This window comes from Magnetococcales bacterium (genome assembly GCA_015228935.1).
Lineage (GTDB): Bacteria > Pseudomonadota > Magnetococcia > Magnetococcales > DC0425bin3 > HA3dbin3.
Map to the genome: position 1 here is coordinate 1 of JADGCO010000075.1, position 19,928 is coordinate 19,928.

General features: G+C 55.9%; 22 protein-coding genes. 16 read left to right on the forward strand and 6 right to left on the reverse strand.

What is annotated here, in order from left to right; genetic code table 11:
- Positions 1-284 precede the first annotated feature (284 nt).
- Entirely contained in the window at positions 285-833 is a 549-nt protein-coding gene (locus HQL65_15245) for a YbaK/EbsC family protein (protein ID MBF0137589.1), read from the forward strand.
- On the opposite strand, the gene HQL65_15250 is transcribed toward HQL65_15245, so the two are convergent.
- Entirely contained in the window at positions 817-1,764 is a 948-nt protein-coding gene (locus tag HQL65_15250) for an SDR family oxidoreductase (GenBank protein MBF0137590.1), read from the reverse strand. The two genes, HQL65_15245 and HQL65_15250, sit on opposite strands and share 17 nt — an antisense overlap.
- On the opposite strand from HQL65_15250, the gene HQL65_15255 reads away from it, so the two are divergent.
- The 3 genes from HQL65_15255 to HQL65_15265 all read left to right on the forward strand — a co-directional run bounded on the left by HQL65_15255 (position 1,763) and on the right by HQL65_15265 (position 4,441).
- Positions 1,763-1,921 (forward strand): hypothetical protein, encoded by a 159-nt coding sequence (locus tag HQL65_15255; GenBank protein MBF0137591.1) that lies wholly within the window; start codon positions 1,763-1,765, stop codon positions 1,919-1,921. The genes HQL65_15250 and HQL65_15255 overlap by 2 nt on opposite strands.
- A gap of 210 nt (positions 1,922-2,131) precedes the next feature.
- Entirely contained in the window at positions 2,132-3,403 is a 1,272-nt protein-coding gene (gene tviB / locus HQL65_15260) for a Vi polysaccharide biosynthesis UDP-N-acetylglucosamine C-6 dehydrogenase TviB (protein ID MBF0137592.1), read from the forward strand.
- 30 nt (positions 3,404-3,433) lie between these two features.
- Positions 3,434-4,441, forward strand: a complete 1,008-nt coding sequence (locus HQL65_15265) for an NAD-dependent epimerase (protein ID MBF0137593.1) — start codon at positions 3,434-3,436, stop codon at positions 4,439-4,441.
- A 190-nt stretch (positions 4,442-4,631) separates the two neighbouring features.
- Here the strand turns inward: HQL65_15265 and alaS are convergent, their stop codons facing one another.
- The 5 genes from alaS to fliQ form a co-directional block, all read right to left on the reverse strand.
- Positions 4,632-7,262 (reverse strand): alanine--tRNA ligase, encoded by a 2,631-nt coding sequence (alaS, locus tag HQL65_15270; GenBank protein MBF0137594.1) that lies wholly within the window; start codon positions 7,260-7,262, stop codon positions 4,632-4,634.
- Positions 7,263-7,494: 232 nt separating this feature from the next.
- Positions 7,495-7,938 (reverse strand): regulatory protein RecX, encoded by a 444-nt coding sequence (locus tag HQL65_15275; protein ID MBF0137595.1) that lies wholly within the window; start codon positions 7,936-7,938, stop codon positions 7,495-7,497.
- A 15-nt stretch (positions 7,939-7,953) separates the two neighbouring features.
- On the reverse strand, positions 7,954-9,027 hold the full coding sequence (flhB, locus tag HQL65_15280; protein ID MBF0137596.1) for a flagellar biosynthesis protein FlhB: 1,074 nt from the start codon (positions 9,025-9,027) through the stop codon (positions 7,954-7,956).
- A gap of 61 nt (positions 9,028-9,088) precedes the next feature.
- A complete protein-coding gene (gene fliR, locus HQL65_15285; protein MBF0137597.1) occupies positions 9,089-9,883 on the reverse strand; it encodes a flagellar biosynthetic protein FliR in 795 nt (264 codons plus the stop codon).
- A gap of 17 nt (positions 9,884-9,900) precedes the next feature.
- Entirely contained in the window at positions 9,901-10,170 is a 270-nt protein-coding gene (fliQ, locus tag HQL65_15290; GenBank protein MBF0137598.1) for a flagellar biosynthesis protein FliQ, read from the reverse strand.
- A 202-nt stretch (positions 10,171-10,372) separates the two neighbouring features.
- On the opposite strand from fliQ, the gene HQL65_15295 reads away from it, so the two are divergent.
- The 12 genes from HQL65_15295 to HQL65_15350 all read left to right on the forward strand — a co-directional run bounded on the left by HQL65_15295 (position 10,373) and on the right by HQL65_15350 (position 19,901).
- Complete coding sequence (locus HQL65_15295; GenBank protein MBF0137599.1) at positions 10,373-11,356, forward strand: GDP-L-fucose synthase; 984 nt, start codon at positions 10,373-10,375, stop codon at positions 11,354-11,356.
- 48 nt (positions 11,357-11,404) lie between these two features.
- Positions 11,405-11,698 carry a type II toxin-antitoxin system HigB family toxin gene (locus tag HQL65_15300; protein MBF0137600.1) on the forward strand — a complete coding sequence of 98 codons (294 nt, stop codon included), beginning with the start codon at positions 11,405-11,407 and terminating at the stop codon, positions 11,696-11,698.
- A 2-nt stretch (positions 11,699-11,700) separates the two neighbouring features.
- Positions 11,701-12,123: a helix-turn-helix domain-containing protein gene (locus tag HQL65_15305; GenBank protein ID MBF0137601.1), complete on the forward strand. Its 423-nt coding sequence runs from the start codon at positions 11,701-11,703 to the stop codon at positions 12,121-12,123.
- A gap of 170 nt (positions 12,124-12,293) precedes the next feature.
- Positions 12,294-13,448 (forward strand): radical SAM protein, encoded by a 1,155-nt coding sequence (locus HQL65_15310; GenBank protein ID MBF0137602.1) that lies wholly within the window; start codon positions 12,294-12,296, stop codon positions 13,446-13,448.
- Positions 13,448-14,620, forward strand: coding sequence for a glycosyltransferase family 1 protein (locus HQL65_15315; GenBank protein MBF0137603.1), 1,173 nt, complete (start codon positions 13,448-13,450; stop codon positions 14,618-14,620). The genes HQL65_15310 and HQL65_15315 overlap by 1 nt, the downstream gene beginning before the upstream one ends.
- Before the next feature lie 87 nt (positions 14,621-14,707).
- Positions 14,708-15,553: a hypothetical protein gene (locus tag HQL65_15320; protein ID MBF0137604.1), complete on the forward strand. Its 846-nt coding sequence runs from the start codon at positions 14,708-14,710 to the stop codon at positions 15,551-15,553.
- 188 nt (positions 15,554-15,741) lie between these two features.
- On the forward strand, positions 15,742-15,876 hold the full coding sequence (rpmH, locus tag HQL65_15325; protein ID MBF0137605.1) for a 50S ribosomal protein L34: 135 nt from the start codon (positions 15,742-15,744) through the stop codon (positions 15,874-15,876).
- Entirely contained in the window at positions 15,866-16,252 is a 387-nt protein-coding gene (gene rnpA / locus HQL65_15330; GenBank protein MBF0137606.1) for a ribonuclease P protein component, read from the forward strand. The genes rpmH and rnpA overlap by 11 nt, the downstream gene beginning before the upstream one ends.
- Before the next feature lie 10 nt (positions 16,253-16,262).
- Positions 16,263-16,472, forward strand: a complete 210-nt coding sequence (gene yidD / locus HQL65_15335) for a membrane protein insertion efficiency factor YidD (GenBank protein ID MBF0137607.1) — start codon at positions 16,263-16,265, stop codon at positions 16,470-16,472.
- A gap of 37 nt (positions 16,473-16,509) precedes the next feature.
- Entirely contained in the window at positions 16,510-18,198 is a 1,689-nt protein-coding gene (gene yidC / locus HQL65_15340) for a membrane protein insertase YidC (GenBank protein ID MBF0137608.1), read from the forward strand.
- 4 nt (positions 18,199-18,202) lie between these two features.
- On the forward strand, positions 18,203-19,609 hold the full coding sequence (gene mnmE, locus HQL65_15345) for a tRNA uridine-5-carboxymethylaminomethyl(34) synthesis GTPase MnmE (GenBank protein ID MBF0137609.1): 1,407 nt from the start codon (positions 18,203-18,205) through the stop codon (positions 19,607-19,609).
- Between the two features lie 67 nt (positions 19,610-19,676).
- Entirely contained in the window at positions 19,677-19,901 is a 225-nt protein-coding gene (locus tag HQL65_15350; protein MBF0137610.1) for a hypothetical protein, read from the forward strand.
- Positions 19,902-19,928 lie beyond the last annotated feature (27 nt).

Genomic DNA, 19,928 nt, shown 5'->3' on the forward strand with positions numbered 1-19,928 from the left:
CATTTCGCTTCAATGTGAATATTCTTTCATCAATGGGGATGGCACAAACCACACCATGCTGTTAGAGTGAAACCGGTTGATCAAATTGGACGTGCATGTGGTTTCGTCGGCGAAATTCATGTTTCCTCTGCATGAACCCTGTTTTGCAGACAAGTGAGTCATGGCTTGGTTTCTTGCATGAAATACTTCAAAAAGTTGTTTTGTGAATCAACGATGCCAATCTGACCGTGATGTTTTTCTTTGAGGGATGAGCCTGGCCGGAAGAGTGGAAGCGGAGTTTGTTCATGAAAACATCTGTGACAAAGTTTCTTGACGATTTAAAGGTTGATTATACTGTAAAACCTCATCAAAAAGAGGCCTTTACCTCCGAAGATGCGGCTCATGAACGAGGCATCAGGCTTTCCCAGATTGTCAAATGCATGGTGGGGCATGATGAGCATGGAAATTTATATGTCATGCTCATACCTGGTGACAGGATTTTGAAATTAAAGAAAGTCCGGGAGGTTGCCGGTGGGGTCAGGATTCATCTGGTTCCACCGGATGAGTTGGTGAAAACGTTCGGAGTGACCATTGGTGCAATCTCGCCAGTGCAATTTTATCAAAAATCAAAAATTTTCATGGATCACACCATTTTTGAAGAAGATGACGTTGACATCAGTTCCGGTGATCTTTGTGCCGGAATCGAGCTGAAGGCTGACAAATTATGTGAAATTCTCAGTGCAAAGAGGTGTGACATTGTTTCGACAAGTCACGGATCGAAGGTTCGCTTGCAGCAAAGGCAGATGTTAAGGGAAGGTTATTTGTTTGTGTCCGGCATCAAAGGATCCTTTTGAAATAATCGATGGTGGGTTTCAATCCCTCTGCCAGGGGAATCCGGGCTTCCCAGCCGAGCGTTTCCCTGGCCAGGGTGATGTCGGGTTTGCGTTGGCGTGGATCGTCGGTCGGGAGTGGCTTGAACTCCAGTTTGGATTTGGAACCGGTCAGGTGCAGCACCTGTTCGGCCAACTCCTGAATGGTGAACTCTCCGGGGTTGCCCAGGTTGATCGGACCGGTCACTGCGGGTGGAGAGGACATCAGGCGCAGAAAACCATCGATCAGGTCGTCCACATAGCAGAAAGAACGGGTCTGGCGACCGTCCCCATAAATGGTAATCGGCTTGTTTTGCAGGGCCTGAACGATAAAGTTGGAGACCACCCGTCCGTCATTGGGGTGCATGCGGGGACCATAGGTATTGAAAATGCGGGCGACCTTGATCTCCAGACCATGCTGCCGATGATAATCGAAAAACAGGGTTTCGGCGCAACGTTTGCCTTCGTCATAGCAGGCCCGCAGACCGATGGGATTGACATTGCCCCAATAGGTTTCCCGTTGCGGATGCATGGCCGGATCGCCGTACACTTCGCTCGTGGATGCCTGAAAAATCCGTGCCCGAACCCGCTTGGCCAACCCCAACATGTTGATGGCACCATGCACGCTCGTCTTGGTGGTCTGGACCGGATCATGCTGGTAATGGACTGGAGATGCCGGACAGGCCAGATTGAAAATTTCGTCCACCTCCAGATAAATGGGAAAGGTGACATCGTGGCGGATGAATTCAAAATGCGGGTTGTCCATCAGGTGCAGAATATTGTCCCGACTGCCCGTGAAAAGGTTGTCCAGGCAGAGGACATCGTGGCCCTGCTCCAACAGTTTTTCACAGAGATGGGAACCCAGAAATCCGGCACCACCGGTGACAAGAATTTGTTTGCGTTGACTGCTCTTCATGGTCCCATTCATCCTGGTGGATCTGGAGTCGGCCTTGTTGCCGATCCGGTTGGAATATGACATGCAACCCTGGTCGGCCTTGCCGATCCGGTTGGAATATGACATGCAATCCTGGTCGGCCTTGCCGATCCGGTTGGAATATGACATGCAATCCTGACCCATGAGGGTACGGCAGGTCAATCCAGACAGCAAGCATCCTTCTGAAATCATGAAATTCAGGCGGCGGCATGCAGGATCTCCCTGGACCGAAAAGGCAAAGTGGTCCTATATATGTTGGCCGGGAGTTTCGGTTTGCTGAACATGGACCGCATGGTGACCTTGCATCAACCATATCGTTACCTTTTTTGTTCCGCATGGAGAGGCCCTGTTGATCAATCAAGCCAAAATATGTGTCCTGGGTTTGGGATATGTCGGTTTGCCGCTTGCCATCGAGTTTGGCAAGATTTATCCCACGGTGGGTTTTGAATTGCGGGCGGAACGGGTGGCCGAGCTGCGGGCAGGACGTGACAGCACCCTGGAAGTGGATCCATCCGAACTGGGAGCCGCCGTTCACCTGACCTACACCACCGGTATTGAAAAAATCCGGGATTGCACCATCTACATCGTTGCCGTCCCCACCCCCATTGATCGCCAGAAACGTCCGGATTTATCGCCTTTGCTGAGTGCCAGCCGGCTTGTTGGTCAGGTCCTGGGGAAGGACGACCTGGTCATCTACGAATCCACCGTCTATCCGGGGGCCACCGAGGAGGATTGTGTCCCGGTGCTGGAACAGGAATCGGGTTTGCGGTTCAACCGGGATTTTTTTGTGGGCTACAGTCCGGAGCGCATCAATCCCGGCGACAAGGCGCACCGTCTCACGACGATTGTCAAGATCACGTCCGGTTCGACGCCGGCTGCCGCCGAGCAGGTGGATGCCCTGTATCGGAGCATCGTCAAGGCCGGCACCCATCGGGCCAGCAGCATTCGTGTCGCCGAAGCCGCCAAGGTGATCGAAAATACCCAGCGGGATGTCAATATTGCCCTGATCAACGAATTGGCCATGATTTTCAACCGCCTCGGCATCAACACCCAGGAGGTGTTGGAAGCCGCCGGTTCCAAGTGGAATTTTCTTCCTTTTCGTCCAGGCCTGGTGGGGGGGCACTGTATCGGGGTCGATCCCTATTATCTGACCCACAAAGCCCAGGAGATTGGCTACCATCCCGAAATGATTCTGGCCGGACGGCGCATCAATGACAACATGGGCCTCTACATCGCGGCCCAGGTCGTCAAGCTCATGACCATCCGGCACATGACGGTTCCCGATGCCCGCATCCTGGTCATGGGGTTGACCTTCAAGGAAAATTGCCCGGATTTGCGCAATACCAAGGTCGTGAGCATCATCGAGGAGTTTCGCAGTTATGGTGCCGTGGTCGATGTGTATGATCCCTGGGCCGATGCGGCGGGAGCCTACGAAGAGTATGGCATTCAACTCACCACCAACCCCGGATCCGGGGCCTACGATGCCGTGGTGATTGCCGTCGGACACCAGCAATTCCGGGAGATGGGGGTGGCAGGCATCCGTGCCTTCGCCAAACGCCAATCCGTGGTCTATGATCTGAAATATGTCTTGCCGGCCAGTGCCGTGGACGGTCGTTTGTAACCCTTTTCCGGTTCCAGGAGAGAGTCACCCATGAAAATCCTCGTGACCGGCGCTGCCGGTTTTATCGGTTTCCATCTGGCCAAGGTGTTGCTTGGTCGTGGTGACACGGTGGTGGGGCTGGACAACCTGAACGATTATTACGATGTCGGCATCAAGGAGAAACGGCTGGCCATACTGGGGAAACAGGCCGGATTTCGCTTTGTACGTCTGGACCTGGCCGACCGTCAGGGCATGGCCGACCTGTTTCGGCAGGAGCGGTTCAACCGGGTGGTCAATCTGGCCGCCCAGGCGGGTGTCCGCTACTCCCTGACCAATCCCCATGCCTATGTGGATGCCAATCTGGTGGGATTCGTCAATATTCTGGAGGGGTGCCGCCACAACCAGGTCGAGCATCTGGTCTTTGCCTCGTCAAGCTCGGTGTATGGCTTGAACACGGCCATGCCGTTTTCGGTTCACCAGAATGTCGATCATCCGATCTCCCTCTATGCCGCCAGCAAAAAAGCCAATGAATTGATGGCCCATACCTATGCCCATCTCTATCGGCTGCCGGCTACGGGATTGCGGTTTTTCACGGTTTATGGTCCCTGGGGTCGCCCGGACATGGCCCTGTTTCTCTTTACCAAGGCCATCCTGGAAAACCGTCCCATCCAGGTATTCAACCATGGCCGGATGCGCCGGGATTTCACCTATATCGACGACATTGTGGAAGGGGTGGTGCGGGTGTTGGATCGCATTCCCACGCCCAACCCGGATTGGAACCCGCTCACCCCTGATCCGGGAAGCGGCACCGCCCCCTACCGGTTGTACAATATTGGCAACAATCAACCCGTGGAATTGATGGCATTCATTGAAACCATCGAAAAAGTATTGGGCAGGACTGCCCAGAAGGAACTCCTGCCCCTCCAGGCCGGCGATGTTTCGGCTACCTATGCCGATGTGGATGATCTGGTACGGGATGTTGGTTTCAAACCCCAGACCCCCATCGAAGTCGGTATTCGCAATTTTATCGGGTGGTATCGGGAATATTATGGGGTTTGAAATTCATCTGAATTTCAAATTACTTTTCAGTGGCCATATGAATTTTCAGATAAAATTCAGTGGCCATATAAATTCTCGGATAAAAAAATCGGGAAGAAAGATTTTGTTGGGGCTCTGCCCCAAACCCCGCCAGGAGGAAGGGCACAGCCCTTCCTCCTGGACCTCCATCCCAGTTTTTCATACGTTTTTTTTACAGCCGGCTTTCGATCCAGGCGGGAACGGCAGCCAAGGTTTCGTTCAATTGTTCGGGTCGGGTCCCACCTCCCTGGGCCATGTCGGGTCGCCCACCCCCCTTGCCACCCACCTTTTCCGAGACAAAACGCATCAAGTCACCGGCCTTGATCCTGCCGGTCAAATCCGGGGTGACACCGGCCAAAAGGGAAACCTTGTCGTCGGCGGCGACGCCCAACAGAATGACGGCGGAGCCGAGTTTGTCCTTGAGACGGTCGCTGAGATCACGCAAACCCTTGGGATCCATCCCCTCCACACGGGCCACCAGAAGCGGAATCCCGGCCACGGAGCGAACCTGACCGAGCAGATCATCCACCACATTGCCGGACATGACGGATTTGGCCTTGTCGAGGGCGCGCTCCAGCTCCTTTTGTCGGGCCAGGAGTTTTTCCACCCCATCGACCACTTGCGCCACGCCGACTTTCAACAGGCGGGCCACCTTTTTCAACTCTTCACCATCCTGGACAAAGCTGCGGCGGGCCACCGGACCACATACCGCCTCGATGCGGCGCACACCGGCAGCCACGGCACTTTCGGCCAGGATGCGAAAGACGCCAATCTCCCCGGAATGGCCGACATGGGTGCCGCCACACAATTCCAGGGATTCACCGATCCGGACCACTCGGACCGATTCACCATATTTTTCACCAAACAGGGCCATGGCTCCGATGGCCACAGCCTCTTCCGGGGTCATGACGGTGGTGTGCTGGGGATCGTTGGCCCAGATGGCGGCATTGACCATCACTTCCACCCGGTCAATCTCTTCCGGGGTCATGGCCTGAAAATGGGAAAAGTCCAGACGCAGACGCTCGGGCGACACCATGGACCCGGCCTGTTTGACATGCGAACCCAGAACCTGCCGCAAGGCATGGTGCATCAGGTGGGTAGCGGAGTGGTGCAGACGGATGGCACTCCGCCGCTTGGCGTTCACTTCCAGAGTTAGATCGTCGCCGACGCGCAAAGTTCCATTGAGCAGGCGTCCGGTGTGGACAAAAAGGCCGGGGACCGGTTTTTGGGTGTCGAGGACTTCAAAGCGACCCTGGGGGGCGGTGATGAAGCCGCTGTCTCCGACCTGGCCGCCGGACTCGCCATAGAACGGGGTCTGGTTGACCACAAGCTGGGCCTCCTGACCGGCCTCGATCTGTTCGGAGCGGGCGTTGTTGACGATCATGGCCTGCAACATGCCGTGGGCGGACTCGGTGTCATAGCCGAGAAATTCGGTGGCGGCACAACTCTCCAGCAATTCATGGTAGAGTCCGGCCACTCGGGTGTCACCGGAGCCGGCCCAGGCGGCACGGGCACGGGTTTTTTGGGCGGTCATGCGGGCGTTGAAACCTGCCATGTCCAGGGTGATGCCCCGGTCCCGGGCAATGTCGGCGGTGAGATCCACCGGAAAGCCGAAGGTATCGTAGAGGGTGAAGACGGCCTCGCCATCCAGGACCCCGCCGGAAGTCAGACCGGCCAGGGATTGATCAAGGAGCTTCAGGCCGGATCCCAACGTGGTGGCGAAACGTTTTTCCTCGTTTTCGACCACCATGGCGACGGTTTGCCCCTGGGCGACCAGTTCCGGATAGGTCTCGCCCATGGTCTGGGCCAGGGTGCCGGTCAGGCCGTGCAGGAAGGGGCGTTCCAGGCCGAGCAGGCGGCCATGGCGCATGGCGCGGCGCATGATGCGGCGCAGGACATAGCCGCGCCCCTCATTGGAGGGGAGAACCCCGTCGGCAATCAAAAAACCGGCGGCCCGGACATGGTCGGCAATGACCCGCAGGGAGATGCGTTGCGTTTCGGAGCAGGCCTCGTACTCTGTCCCGCAACGGGCCGCTGCCGCCCGCAACAGCGGCTGAAAAAGATCGGTTTCAAAGTTGCTGGTGCGTCCCTGGACCACGGCGGCCATCCGCTCCAGACCGGCCCCGGTATCGATGCAGGGGTTGGGCAGAGGGGTCAGCTTGCCATCGGCATCGCGATTGTACTGCATGAACACGAGATTCCAGATTTCGACAAACCGGTTGCCATCTCCCTCCGGGGTGCCGGGGGGACCGCCGGGAACCTCGGGGCCATAATCGTAAAAAATTTCCGAACAGGGACCGCAGGGACCAGTATCCCCCATGGACCAGAAATTGTCGCTGGTGGCGATGCGGATGATTTTATCGCTGGGGAGTCCAACCTTCTCCCGCCAAAGGTGCCAGGCCTCATCATCCTCGGCATAGACCGTGACCAGGAGGCGATCCGGAGGGATGCCCAGTTTACCGGTCACAAACTGCCAGCCCAGGGGAATGGCCTCGGACTTGAAGTAATCCCCGAAGGAAAAGTTGCCGAGCATTTCAAAGAAGGTGTGATGGCGCGGGGTGCGGCCCACATTTTCCAGATCGTTGTGTTTGCCGCCGGCCCGCACGCATTTCTGGACGGTCACGGCGCGGGTGTAGTCGCGGCGTTCCTGGCCCAGAAACAGATTTTTGAACTGTACCATGCCGGCGTTGGTGAACAGCAACGTCGGATCATTGCGTGGTACCAGGCCGGAGGAGGCCACATGCCGGTGACCGTGGCGTTCGAAGAAGGTCACAAACCGGCGGCGAATGTCATTTCCAGTCATGCCCACCGCAAATCTCCTCATGTCGAAGCAACGCAAAACCTGCCCGATGGCATTGGCCCCGGGCGAATCGTAACTATTCAGCTCTTCCCATTAAAAAACGTTCGAAAAACTGGGAAGGAGGTCCAGGAGGAAGGGCTGTGCCCTTCCTCCTGGCGGGGTTTGGGGCGGAGCCCCAACAAAATCTTTCATATCAAATCCTTTTTTTGCAAGGGTTCTGAATAGTTACGGCGAATCAGCGCAAAACCTGCCAGATGGTATCGGCATCGAACCCGCGTCGCACGAGAAAATCGTACTGTTTCTTCAAAGTGGCCTGGTCGATGGGGGAAACGGGGCCGAATCGTTTATCGCGGGCGGCCCGGGCCAGGGTGACCAGATCCGTGGTGGCCAGGAAGGTGGCCAGGGCGGATTCGGCTTCTTCCGTGGCGACGCCGCGCAGACGCAGATCGGCGCGTACCCGTTGCGGTCCGCAGAGCTTGTTTTGCAGACGGTTGCGGGTCAGGGCCTCGGCAAAGGCGCTGTCGTTCAGGAATCCAAGTTCCTGGCAGCGGGCCATGGCTTGGGCGACCAGATCTGGGGGTGCCCCTTTCTGGTGAAGTTTGCGGGTCAATTCCTGGATGCTGTGGGGGCGTTGGGCCAGGCAGCGCAGGGCCAGATTGTAAACGTGGGCAGCGTCCATGCAAACCATCCACCCTCAATTTTTCCTTTGATTGCGCAGGCTGAAGACGTAGGCCAGCACCTGGGCGACGGCCTTGAACAGGTCGGGTGGAATGGTTTGTTCCAGATCCACATCCTTGAAGAGGGTGCGGGCGAGGGGGGGATTTTCCACCAGGGGGACTTTGTGTTCCTGGGCGATGGTGCGGATGCGGGTGGCCACGGCATCGACCCCTTTGGCAACCACCTTGGGGGCCAGCATTTCGCCGGGGGTGTATCGTAGAGCCACGGAATAATGGGTCGGGTTGGTGATGACGACATCGGCCTTGGGCACCTCCTGCATCATGCGTCTCTGGGCCATTTCCCTCTGGACCTGACGGATGCGGCTTTTGAGCAAAGGGTCGCCTTCCGTCTGGCGCATTTCATCCTTGATTTCCTGCTTGGTCATTTTCAGGCCATCGATATATTTATATTTCTGGTAGGCAAAATCGATGACTGCCAGGACCAGAAAGGTCAAGGCCACCCGCCACAGGATGGACAGGGAGTCGTTCAACAGGACGGCCAGGACCTTGGTGACATCGGTGGTGGTGAGGGTGAGAATCTGGAGGCTGCTGTCCTTGATGCCCAGGTAGACGGCAACGCCGATCAGGACCATTTTCAGGGTGGACTTGAACAGTTCTATCAGGGACTGGGTGGAAAAAAGGCGTTTGAGACCGCTGAACGGATTGACCTTGGAAAATTTCGGGGAGAGGGGTTCGAGGGTGAAGAGCCAGCCATGCTGGATCAGGGAGGCCAGAATGCCCACCAGGACGAACACACTGAAAAACGGGGCCAGGTCCATGAGGACCATGGTGATCAGATCGCGCAGCAGGGCAGTGATGCCGGCCTCGGTGAGATCGTCATGGATCTGTCCGCTCAGCAGGAAGGCGAGTTTGCTTTGCATTGCCTGCCACAGGGCCGGCCCCTGGAAAATGAAGAGCGCCAGGGAGGCCAGCAGGATCATGGCGGTTGGCACTTCGCGGGAGTTGGTGGTTTGACCTTTGTCGCGGGCTTCCTGCAAGCGTTTCGATGTGGGGGCCTCGGTTTTGGCATCCTTGTCGGCATCGTCTGCCATGGCGGAAAACTCCTTTTTCCGGTGTCAATTGCCGGGGGTATGAAACTGTGCCTGTACGAACCTACACGCCTGCAAACCGGAAGGCCAGGGCAATGAAGGCCTTGATCTCCTGGGCCATGACATCGGAGAAAATGGCCATGGAGAGGCCGAGGATGAAAAATCCGATCACCTGGGCAATGGGCATGGCCATGAAGAAGACCTGAATCTGAGGCGAGGCACGATTGATCAGGCCCATGCCGATGTAGAGGAGTTTGGCGGCCACGATCATGGGGGCGGCGATCATGAAGCCCAACCGGAAGAGCCGGTTCATGGCGGCGAGTCCGGTTTGCAGAAAAACCTGGCCATCGGGGATGCCGGCACCCGGGGGCAGGGCCTTGAAGGAGCGGATCAGGCCTTCCAGGAGCATGTGGTGGCCGTCGATCATCAGGAACAGAATCAGGCCGACGAAGTAGAGCAGGTTGGAAACGACGTTTTCCTGCATGCCCGAGGTGGGGTCCATGATCTGGGCCATGGAGAGACCCATATCGAAGCCGATGAGGTTGCCGGCCAGTTGGGCGGCAACCAGTGCCCAATGGACCATCAAACCCATCATGGCTCCCACGACAAACTCGCTGACACCGGCCAGAATCAGGGCACCGACCTGGCCTTTGCCTTCGCCGGGCCAGTGGGGTACCAGGGGAAAAATCATGAAGGTCAGCATGAGGATCAGCACCACCCGGATACGTGCGGGTCCCACGGCACGGGAAAAGAACGGGGCCGCCATGAACAGGCCACTCACCCGGGTCAGGACCAACAAAATCCGATCCACCTCACCGGTGGAGAGTCCCAGAAAATCCATGAGTGCGGCGGGATTCATCGACGATCCTTGCGGTTTCAGCCGATCATGTTGGGGATGGATTCCAACAGATTGCGAAAATAATCCGTCAGTTTCATCATCATCCAGGGCAGGGTCAGGATCAGGGCAAGAAATGTGGCCAGAATTTTGGGAATGAAGGTCAGGGTCATTTCCTGGATCTGGGTCACCGCCTGGAACAGGGAGATGACGATACCCACCACCAGGGCCGTCAACAGCATGGGTGCAGAGATCAGGAGTGCAATCCTGATGGCTTCGATGACCAGATTTTGCACGATTTCGGGTGTCATGACGCCGGAGCCCCTTCCGTGAGCCTTTTACGCGAGCCTTGCCGACAGGCCTCTCTCTTGCGATGATGTCCCACCATGTTAGCGCAGTTGACGTGATTTGGCACCGATCTTGTTGTCTGGTCCAGTCTGGATTGAACAGGGTCACCGGCGCCTGAAAAACCAGAACGTTTTTCTTCCGGATGAGGATATAAAAGGTGGTGTCATGACGCAGTCGGTCCTGGGAGCGCAATCACGCATTTTCATCGCAGGCCATGCCGGGATGACGGGCACGGCGATCATGCGCACGTTGCGGGAACAGGGTTTTCACAACCTCATCACCCGCACGCATGGCGAGCTGGATCTGGTGGATCAACAGGCCGTGCGGGCTTTTTTTCAGAATGAAAAAGTGGATCATGTTGTCCTGTGTGCGGGAAAGGTGGGGGGGATCTGGGCCAACAATACCTATCCGGCTGAATTCATTTACCAAAATTTAATGATTGAGGCCAATGTCATTCACGAGGCGTACCGTGCCGGGGTGGAACGTCTTGTTTTTCTGGGGAGCGCCTGCATCTATCCCAAACATGCGCCGGTGCCCATCCGGGAGGAAGATTTGCTGACCGGCATGTTGGAACCCACCAACGAGCCTTATGCCCTGGCCAAAATTTCCGGGATCAAGCTGTGCGAGTCCTACAATCGCCAGTATGGTACCCGATATCGCGCCGTGATGCCGACCAATCTGTACGGACCGTTCGACAATTTTCATCCCCGCAACAGCCATGTCCTGCCGGCCCTGTTGCGCAAGTTTCATCAGGCCAGGCTGGAGGCAAGACCCGTGGTGGAAATCTGGGGGAGTGGTCGGCCCAGGCGGGAGTTTCTGTATGTGGACGACATGGCTGCTGCCACGGTTTTTGTCATGCAGGTTTCGGATGATCGTTTTGGCGCATCCGCCGGACCGGGATGTTGTTTTCTCAATGTCGGAAGTGGCCGGGATGTGGCCATTGGCGAGGTGGCGGAGCTGATCAAACAGACCGTGGGCTATGCAGGGGAGCTGCGCTTCGATCCCAATCAGCCTGATGGCACGCCACGCCGGTTGCTGGATGTTGCCAAACTGGCTGATCTTGGCTGGCGGGCTGAAGTGTCACTCGCAGAAGGGTTGCGCAGGACCTACCAATGGTTTCTGGAAAATCAGGGCCATCTCCGGGAATGACCGATGTTCGGCAATTGACAGTATACCATTTTAGTATATCATGCGCACATGCACGTCATTGCCAAGCCTGTATTGATCGAATTCTGGACACGGTACCCGGATGCAGCGATCCCGTTACAGGCATGGTACCGCACGATGACACATGCGGCCTACGTTGATTTTTCCGACCTGAGAGCAACCTTCGGAAGCGCTGATTACGTGCCACCGAAATTCACCGTGTTCAACATCGGTGGCAACAAGTATCGCCTGGTTGCTGTGATCCATTATAACCGGCGCAAGGTCTACGTCAGGGCAATCCTGACGCACATTGAATATGATCGTGGCGATTGGAAATGGGAGTGACCATGGAACCCTCACATGTGACACCGGAACACCAGGCCATCCTGCAAGCCTGGTTGCCGTTCAAACAGATCGTCGGTGTGACATCGGTACACAGCCGTGAGGAGTATGAACGGGCACGAATCATGATCGACACACTGCTGGAAGCCGTGGAGGATGACGAAGAGCATCCGCTGGCCGACTGGCTCGATCTGATCTCGGACCAGGTGAAGGCCTATGAGGAAGAAAACTTCCCTGTTCCCCAGGCAGCGCCCCGCGACGTGTTGCGATTTTTGATGGATCAACACGGGCTTAAACAGGATGACCTGAAAGAGTGTGCCCCGCAGAGTCGCATTTCTGAAATCCTGAGTGGCACCCGTTCCATCAGCAAAGGGATTGCCAAACGGCTGGCACGGCGTTTTCGGGTCCGGATGGAGGTGTTCGTGTAATCTGGAACTCTTTCAACCGGTCTGGACAGGGGTGTCCGGGTCGGACGATTCAGTTGTGGAATTTGCCGGTCGCTTCAAATATACTCGAATCGTGACTGTGCGGATTCCGGGAGGATGCCTTTTGGCACGTTTTTATTCGAAATATTTTTTGATCCATAGAGGATTGACAGATGAAAGAGTGGTCACCCGAGAAAAAATGGAACCCTTTCAACAGTTTCAAACTGTTGGCCCAGGTATATCGGTGGCGGCTGATTCAGCGTGGCAAACCCTGCCCGCAACCCAGTCTGATTACCGTGGATCCGATCAACAAATGCAATCTCAAGTGTCAATGGTGCAATGCGAATTATATATTAAACCATAATGATCAGATGCTTGACGGTGATTTTCTGCTGGAATTGGCGGATTTTCTGCCGCGCTGGCAAGGCTCTCCGGAGTGGCCGGCGGGCGTGGAAGCCATCTGTGTGGCCGGTGGGGGTGAGCCGCTGCTCCATCCGCGCATTGGTCCTTTCATCGACCGGGTCAGTGGGCACGGTGTCGAAGTGGGCGTCGTCACCAACGGCAGCAACATGGACAAGCTCAAGGAGTCTCTTGCCCAGTGTACCTGGGTGGGGGTCTCCGTGGATGCCGGGACCCGGGAAACCTACAAGGCTCTCAAGGGGTTCGATTTTTTTGACAAGGTTTGCCACAACATCGAAGCCTTGATCGAGCATACCCGACGCCACCCCTGCCGCCTGGGCAGTGCGCACCCTGGCTATGGGGTCAGTTACAAGTTTTTGCTGACCGCCGACAACATCGATGACATCGTGCCGGCGGTCCAGCGGGCCAAGGCCATGGGGTGTCGGAATTTTCATCTGCGGCCGTCCGGTCTGGCCTGGGACCGGCTGGCGACCGGTGAGGTCAGCCAGTTTTCCGGAGAGATGGTGCAGCGTCTCCAGGAGGCCTTTGATGCCGCACGCGAATATGAAGATGACGCTTTCGGCATATTTGGCATCACGCACAAGTTTGACCAGAACCTCAATCGTGCCAATATTTTTTCAGCCTGCTATGCCGTATTCATGACCGCCGTCGTCATGCCGGGCCGCCAGGAGAAGAACGAACGGTTCCGCTTTGGCCTCTGCTGTGACCGGCGTGGTGATGCCAGACTGGAGTTTGGCGAGGGGCTGCAAAGTGTCGATGATATTGCCCGCTTGTGGTCTTCCGAGGAGCATTGGAAAATTTTTGAAAAAATCAACCTGAACGATTGTCCGCGGTGTACCTATCAGCCCCACAATCAAATTTACGAGCATGTCATCAAGACGGATGGAATGACGTATAAGTTCATATAATGCGTATTTATCTCAGTTTCCTGCAATCGCCTCTGAACCACGCCATTCCTCCGTATCACCATTGGTCGGCCTACATGCGGGGCGGAATCGGGGAAGCGGGGCACGAGCTGGTTGAATCGCCTGAAGTCGATTGGGCCGAATGCCTGACCTATCGGACCGAGGCCGATTGGCATGCCTGGCGACAACGGACCTGGCCCAGGGTGCTGGACACCGTGCAACGCACCCATCGGGAACAGGGACTTGACCTTTTTCTCTGTTATCTTTTTCCGCAAATGGTGGATGTCGAGGCCATCCGATCCATCAAGGCGCTCGGTATTCCCTGCGTCAATTTTTTTTGCGACAACGTCCGGGAATTCAAAACAGTTCCTTCATGTTATGCCATTTTTGATCTGCACTGGGTTCCGGAATATGACGGTTGCTCCCTGTATGAAAAACAGGGTCTGCCATATCTGTTTGCGCCCATGCCGATGTGGGTTGCGCCGGCCCAGCGCACCTGGGACCATGCGGAGCGGTACGGAACGGTGTTCATCGGTTCTTCCGATATACAACGCATCGCACTCTTTGCCCGCTACCTGGCTTTGGGAGGGCAATTGGAACTCCGGGGTGCCGGCTGGACGGAGGAATCCTCGGCACCGGCGACCAGACCGGGCAAAACCCGGGCATCGGGAGCGAATCTCCTGCTGAATCAGATCGATTTCATTCGCCGGGAAGGGTGGCTTCCATTTGCCCGCAAAATCGGGCAACGCTTCCAGCCCAAAATTTCCCTGGATATTTTCAAACCTTGTCTGGCTCCCCGTCCCGACAATGCAGAGTACATTCGCATTGTCCAGCAAAGCCGCATATTTTTGGGTGTCAATCGTTTTCCCGGTTATCTCCATCCGTTTGCACGTCCAGGGGTCTACTCACGGTTGCGGGATCTGGAAGTTCCCATGATGGGGGCCTGTTATCTGACCGAAATGGCCCCCGGCCTGGATCAGCTTTATGAGGTGGGCCAGGAGATCGAGGTTTTTACAAATGCGGAAAATTTGTTGGAAAAAGTGACCATGCTCAATGCCGATGCGACCCGGCGACAGAGTTTGCGGCGCAAAGGCCAGCAGAGGGTTTTGGCGGAACACACCATTCCTGTCACTTTGGACAGAATCATGCAGCATTTATATGGACGAGCCGGTTGACAGATTGCCTGAAACAGGAACATCTTTAAAAAAACGCATAAAAAATCGGTTTTTTGTTTATAACTTCTTGCAGGGGAAGATTTTGCCATGATCAAACGCAAACTTAAAGCCGGAATTCGGACTTTCTATAATTATTTGTTTGATCCTTATCCGTTGCGTACCATGGCCATAAAAATACTTTATAGATTGGGTATTGGTCCATATCCCATACGGTTGGAACTCGGTGCAATGGATCGTCCGTTTTATGGATATTGCCTTTATCATGGTGCCCGTCTGGCCAAGAAACTGGGGCACAAACGAATCAGTGTTTTGGAGTTTGGCGTGGCGAGTGGTCGAGGTGTTGTGAATCTGGAGTATCACGCCAGGGAAATTGCCCGTGATCTTTCCATGGAGATTGAAATTTACGGATTTGACAGCGGGCAGGGATTGCCAGCTCCCAAGGATTATCGGGACTTGCCTTATCACTGGAAGGAGGGATTTTTCAAGATGGATTTTACCAGTCTCCAGGCACGCCTGACCCGAACGAAATTGGTGATTGGCAATGTTGAGGAGACCTTGCAGGATTTTTGCCAAAAATACAATCCTGCCCCCATTGCAGCCATCATGATGGATCTTGATTATTATAGCTCGACTGTTCATGGCATGCGTGTTTTTGATTTGCCGGATGCCTATATTCTGCCCAGGGTTTTTTGTTATTTTGATGATATTCTGGGTTCGGAGGTGGAACTCCTCAACAATCGGACCGGCATGCGTTTGGCCATGGATGAATTCAATCGGGACAATCCCGATAAAATAATCTCCCCTGCCCATTACCTGTTGTGCAAAAAGGTTGTGGAGTTATGGTATCACCAAATTTTTATTTACCATAATTTCAAACATCGACAGTATAATGATTTTATCAGTGGTGAAAATCAACAGTTGCCTTTGGGTTGATCCGTTTTTTGGCCATTGCACGCCACGTCTTGACCTGGAGCCGGGATTCCCTATCATGGGGGTTTTCCGCGAGTGACGGGAAGTGTACGGTCGGGGGCTTTTGCGGACATTTGGTCCACAGGTGGCCGCTGCTCTGGAGTGGCCGTCGAAACCGAAAATTCAGGTGTGGTGGAAAGAGGTATGTCGTCATGAAAAGGACTTTTCAGCCCAGCATCATCCGTCGCAACCGTACCCACGGGTTTCGTGCCCGCATGGCCACCCGGGGAGGACGGGGGGTTCTTTCCCGGCGGCGCGCCCGGGGTCGGCGGCGTCTTGCCCTCTGAGCAGCCGGCGGTAGAGGGCGGCAAATTTCCCAAAAGTGCGCGTTTGCTGGAGAGCCGCGAATTTACCGCTGTGCTGCGGCGGGGACGCCGCAAGGGAAATGCCCTGTTCCTCTTGCAGGTCTGGTTGCGTCCGGGGCTGGAAAGTCGCCTGGGCCTTACCGTCAGCCGCAAGGTTGGCAAGGCCGTGGTCCGCAACCGGATCAAACGGGTGGCACGGGAATATTTCCGGCACTGCCGGTCGTTGTTGCAGCAAGGTTGCGAATGTGTTCTCGTTGCCCGGCCCATGGCTGGCGAAGTGGATAACGCCGCCTTGACCAGCGCACTTGCCGAGCTGTTCACGCCCTGGTTGGTCAGGGATCGAGGCAACAGGACATGATGGATAAACCATGAGGTGGTTTCTGCTGGTGCTGATTCGTGGATATCAGCTTTTTCTTGCTCCGCTCCTGCCGCCCCGATGCCGTTTTTTTCCCAGTTGCTCGGAATATGCCCGTGAAGCGGTGGCGAAACACGGGTCGCTCCGTGGTGTGTCACTGGCCTTGCGCCGGCTCTTGAAATGCCATCCCCTGCATCCCGGGGGATTTGACCCGGTTCCTTGATTCAATAATATGATCAATCACTCAGGATAAACAAAACATGGATCGGCGGACACTTCTGGCCATTGTCATCTCTTTTTTTCTGCTGGTGGTGTACCAGTGGATCCTGAATGTTTATTTTCCACCCGTCGAGTCGGTGGGACCTTCGGCCATGGTGACACCAACCGGTGCTACAGCCGGTGGGGCAACAGGCGGAGTCACCGAACCGGTTCCCCCGCCGCCGGCCAGTGGTCCGGTGATCGACAAGAGCGTTCCATTGCTGGATGCAGCACAAAAAACACAAGAAAATCAATCAATTCAATCGCAGACAAACCGGTCCCCGACCGTGCCGGTGATTGAATTCAAAAACAAGGTCATTCAAGGCGGTATCTCCCCGATTGGGGGGGAGCTGTCTGATTTGCGCTTTCTGGATTACAAGGACCATCTGGGTCCGGAAGGCAAGCCGATCCGCTTCCTGAAGCGGGATCCGGAAGATATGTTTTTGAATATCAGTGGCTTTGCTGCCGGAGGGGGCGTGGAAGTCCCGCGCAGCACGACCCGGTGGGAACCAGTGGATGAGGCGGATGGCGGCAAAAACAACAGGATCCGCCTGCGGTGGGACGGTGCCCATGGACTTGTTTTTGAAAAAATATTTTCCTGGAAGGCCGATTCATACCTGCTGGAGGTGACGGATCAGGTCACCAACAGCACCGGGTCACCGGTTGATTTGTCCCATTATGCCCATTTTGTGCGCCGGCATCTTCCGCCGGCTGAAGCATCGAACATGGCCCCGACCGACTTTCAGGGACCCATGGGCTTTTTGCAGGGCAAACGAGTGCAATTCGAGTACGACGAATTGCGCAAGGGGGACCATTTTGAGGAGAGTATTGGCGGCTGGGCCGGTTTTTCCGACAAATATTTCCTGGCGTCCATGACCGAAAAAGAGGGACGGGAACGGCGGAAATTCTATTTTGATTTTGATACCCGCAACCATCGGGTCGGGATGGTTTCCCCACCCCAAAAGATTGCTCCTGGCGAGACCCGGTCGTTTCAGACCCGGTTGTTCATTGGTCCCAAGGCCATCCAGGTCCTGGAGGCACAAAATCTGGACCTGGAACGCTCCATCGATTATGGCTGGTTTCATTTTCTGGCCGAACCCCTGGTGCAGATCCTGCTGCTCTTTGATCGCTTTGTCCACAATTTCGGTCTCTCCATCATTCTCCTGACCGTCGTGATCAAGTTGCTGTTTTTTCCCCTGGCGAACAAGAGCTACCGCTCCATGAGCGCCATGAAAAAACTGCAACCCAAGGTGGAAAATCTGCGCAAGCTGTATGGGGATGACAAGCAGCGCCTGAACCAGGAAATGATGAAGCTCTACCAGGACAACAAGGTCAACCCGCTGGGCGGGTGTTTGCCGGTCGTGGTGCAGATTCCGGTTTTCTTTGCCCTGTACAAGGTGTTGTTTTTGTCGGTGGAGATGCGGCATGCCCCATTCATTCTGTGGATCCGGGATCTGTCCGACATGGATCCCTACTATGTATTGCCCATCCTGATGGGTGTTTCCATGGTGGTGCAGACCAAGATGAATCCGGCCCCGCCCGATCCGATCCAGGCCAAGATCATGCTGTTTTTGCCGATTATTTTTACCGTCATGTTCCTGACCTTTCCCTCGGGTCTGGTTCTTTACTGGCTGGTCAACAACGTTTTGTCCATCCTTCAGCAGGGATATATCATGAAGCGAACTGCTTGATGCCATGCGTCCGGCACTTGCTCTGGATGGGGATCCTCTCTTTGGCTTGGCCACGCCACCCGGTCATTCCGGGGTGGCGGTGGTCCGGCTGAGTGGCAAGGGAATTCCGGATCTGTTGCTGCCCCTGTTGCGGAAACCGGATGGGTCGCCGGTCCGGGGAGAGGATTTGCCGGCGCGGGTCATGCGGCGGGTCGATCTGGTGGATTCGAAGGCGGGGGAGGTTCTGGATCAGGTCCTGGTCGTGCATTTTCCGGGGCCACGGTCGTTTACGGGCGAGGCGCAGGCCGAGATTCATTGTCATGGGGCACCTGTGGTGGTGGCCCGGCTGCTGGAACTCCTGGTTGCGGCAGGCATGCGTCCGGCGCAACCCGGGGAGTTTTCCCGACGGGCCTTCCTCAATGGCAAAATGGATCTGGTGCAGGCCGAGGCCCTCATGAGCCTGATCGGGGCGAGTACCCTGCGGGCGGCACGGGCGGCAACCCGCCATCTGCGCGGGGATTTTTCCCGGCAGGTGGGGCAGATCCGGGATGTACTGGTGGTCCTGTTGGCCCATTTGGAGGCGCACCTGGATTTTTCTGATGAGGAGATCGCTCCCGATACCCCGGAACGAATGCTGGCCACCGTGACGCAGCAGCAGGCACTTTTGGAAAAAATTCACCAAAGTGCCAGCCTGGGGCGGCATTTGCGGCAGGGATTTGAATTGGCCCTGGTGGGACGGCCCAATGTCGGCAAATCGAGTCTGTTCAATTGTCTGGCCGGAGAAGAGCGGGCCATTGTCACGCCCGTGGCCGGAACCACCCGGGATGTGAATGAGTATTCCGTGGTGATTGCCGGCGTGCCGGTGCGTCTGGTGGATACAGCCGGGTTGCGGCAGGGGGGCGGGGTGGTGGAGCGGGTCGGGGTGGAACGGGCGCGGGAACGGTTGCGTCAGGCCGATGGGGTGTTGTTCGTGGCCGAGGCCCAGAAGGGGGTGTTGCCCGGGGATCGGGATATCCTGGCAACACTGGATCGGGACAAATTCTTGTTTGTTTGGAATAAAATGGATCTACTCTCAGCCGGACGCACGATTCCGGATGTGCAGTCGGCATGGCCGGGGAGTGTGGTCCTGACGGCTTCCTGCCGGACCGGGGCCGGGATCGACCAGGTCAGGGCGGCCATGGTTGATTTGTTGGGTGCAATACCCACGGATGGTGAAGGGGTTGTTCTGATGCAGGCCAGACAGGTGGCTGCGGTCGGGCGGGCCGTGACGGCCTTGCAGGAGTGTGGCCATATTTTTGTCCGGGGAGGGGATCTTGAATTGGCCGCCATTCCCTTGCGCGAGGCGTTGGCGGCGTTGGGAGAGCTGGTGGGTGAGGTGACGCAGGAGATTTTGCTGGACAAGATTTTTGGTGAATTTTGTATCGGAAAATAGGCCATGATCCGCGTTTCGGCCTTGATCATCCTTTCGGCCATGGACATGGGCTTTCCGAAAATGGGCCTTGATCATCGTTTCGGCCACCGGGGTGGTGACGCCCATCCGGCCTGCTCGCAACAAACTGGATATGCGTATAAAATTGCACAGGCTCCAGAATCTTCCGGACAGATTGGCCCAAACGATGATCAAGGCCAGAAGGGAAGTCTGGTCCTGGTACCTCCGATCAAGCTGGAACAAGGCGGATTTCGGGTTTCATACCCGTGGCTTGACCCATGTTCGTCATCTGTAGTGCAAAATCTGATTTATTTCAATATTT

Coding starts and splice junctions, on each gene's coding strand:
- HQL65_15245 (MBF0137589.1), top strand. CDS start 285: ATGAAAACATCTGTGACAAAGTTTCTTGACGATTTAAAGGTTGATTAT.
- HQL65_15255 (MBF0137591.1), top strand. CDS start 1,763: ATGGTCCCATTCATCCTGGTGGATCTGGAGTCGGCCTTGTTGCCGATC.
- HQL65_15250 (MBF0137590.1), bottom strand. CDS start 1,764: ATGAAGAGCAGTCAACGCAAACAAATTCTTGTCACCGGTGGTGCCGGA.
- HQL65_15265 (MBF0137593.1), top strand. CDS start 3,434: ATGAAAATCCTCGTGACCGGCGCTGCCGGTTTTATCGGTTTCCATCTG.
- alaS (MBF0137594.1), bottom strand. CDS start 7,262: ATGACTGGAAATGACATTCGCCGCCGGTTTGTGACCTTCTTCGAACGC.
- HQL65_15275 (MBF0137595.1), bottom strand. CDS start 7,938: ATGGACGCTGCCCACGTTTACAATCTGGCCCTGCGCTGCCTGGCCCAA.
- flhB (MBF0137596.1), bottom strand. CDS start 9,027: ATGGCAGACGATGCCGACAAGGATGCCAAAACCGAGGCCCCCACATCG.
- fliR (MBF0137597.1), bottom strand. CDS start 9,883: ATGAATCCCGCCGCACTCATGGATTTTCTGGGACTCTCCACCGGTGAG.
- fliQ (MBF0137598.1), bottom strand. CDS start 10,170: ATGACACCCGAAATCGTGCAAAATCTGGTCATCGAAGCCATCAGGATT.
- HQL65_15295 (MBF0137599.1), top strand. CDS start 10,373: ATGACGCAGTCGGTCCTGGGAGCGCAATCACGCATTTTCATCGCAGGC.
- HQL65_15300 (MBF0137600.1), top strand. CDS start 11,405: ATGCACGTCATTGCCAAGCCTGTATTGATCGAATTCTGGACACGGTAC.
- HQL65_15305 (MBF0137601.1), top strand. CDS start 11,701: ATGGAACCCTCACATGTGACACCGGAACACCAGGCCATCCTGCAAGCC.
- HQL65_15310 (MBF0137602.1), top strand. CDS start 12,294: ATGAAAGAGTGGTCACCCGAGAAAAAATGGAACCCTTTCAACAGTTTC.
- HQL65_15315 (MBF0137603.1), top strand. CDS start 13,448: ATGCGTATTTATCTCAGTTTCCTGCAATCGCCTCTGAACCACGCCATT.
- HQL65_15320 (MBF0137604.1), top strand. CDS start 14,708: ATGATCAAACGCAAACTTAAAGCCGGAATTCGGACTTTCTATAATTAT.
- rpmH (MBF0137605.1), top strand. CDS start 15,742: ATGAAAAGGACTTTTCAGCCCAGCATCATCCGTCGCAACCGTACCCAC.
- yidD (MBF0137607.1), top strand. CDS start 16,263: ATGAGGTGGTTTCTGCTGGTGCTGATTCGTGGATATCAGCTTTTTCTT.
- yidC (MBF0137608.1), top strand. CDS start 16,510: ATGGATCGGCGGACACTTCTGGCCATTGTCATCTCTTTTTTTCTGCTG.
- mnmE (MBF0137609.1), top strand. CDS start 18,203: ATGCGTCCGGCACTTGCTCTGGATGGGGATCCTCTCTTTGGCTTGGCC.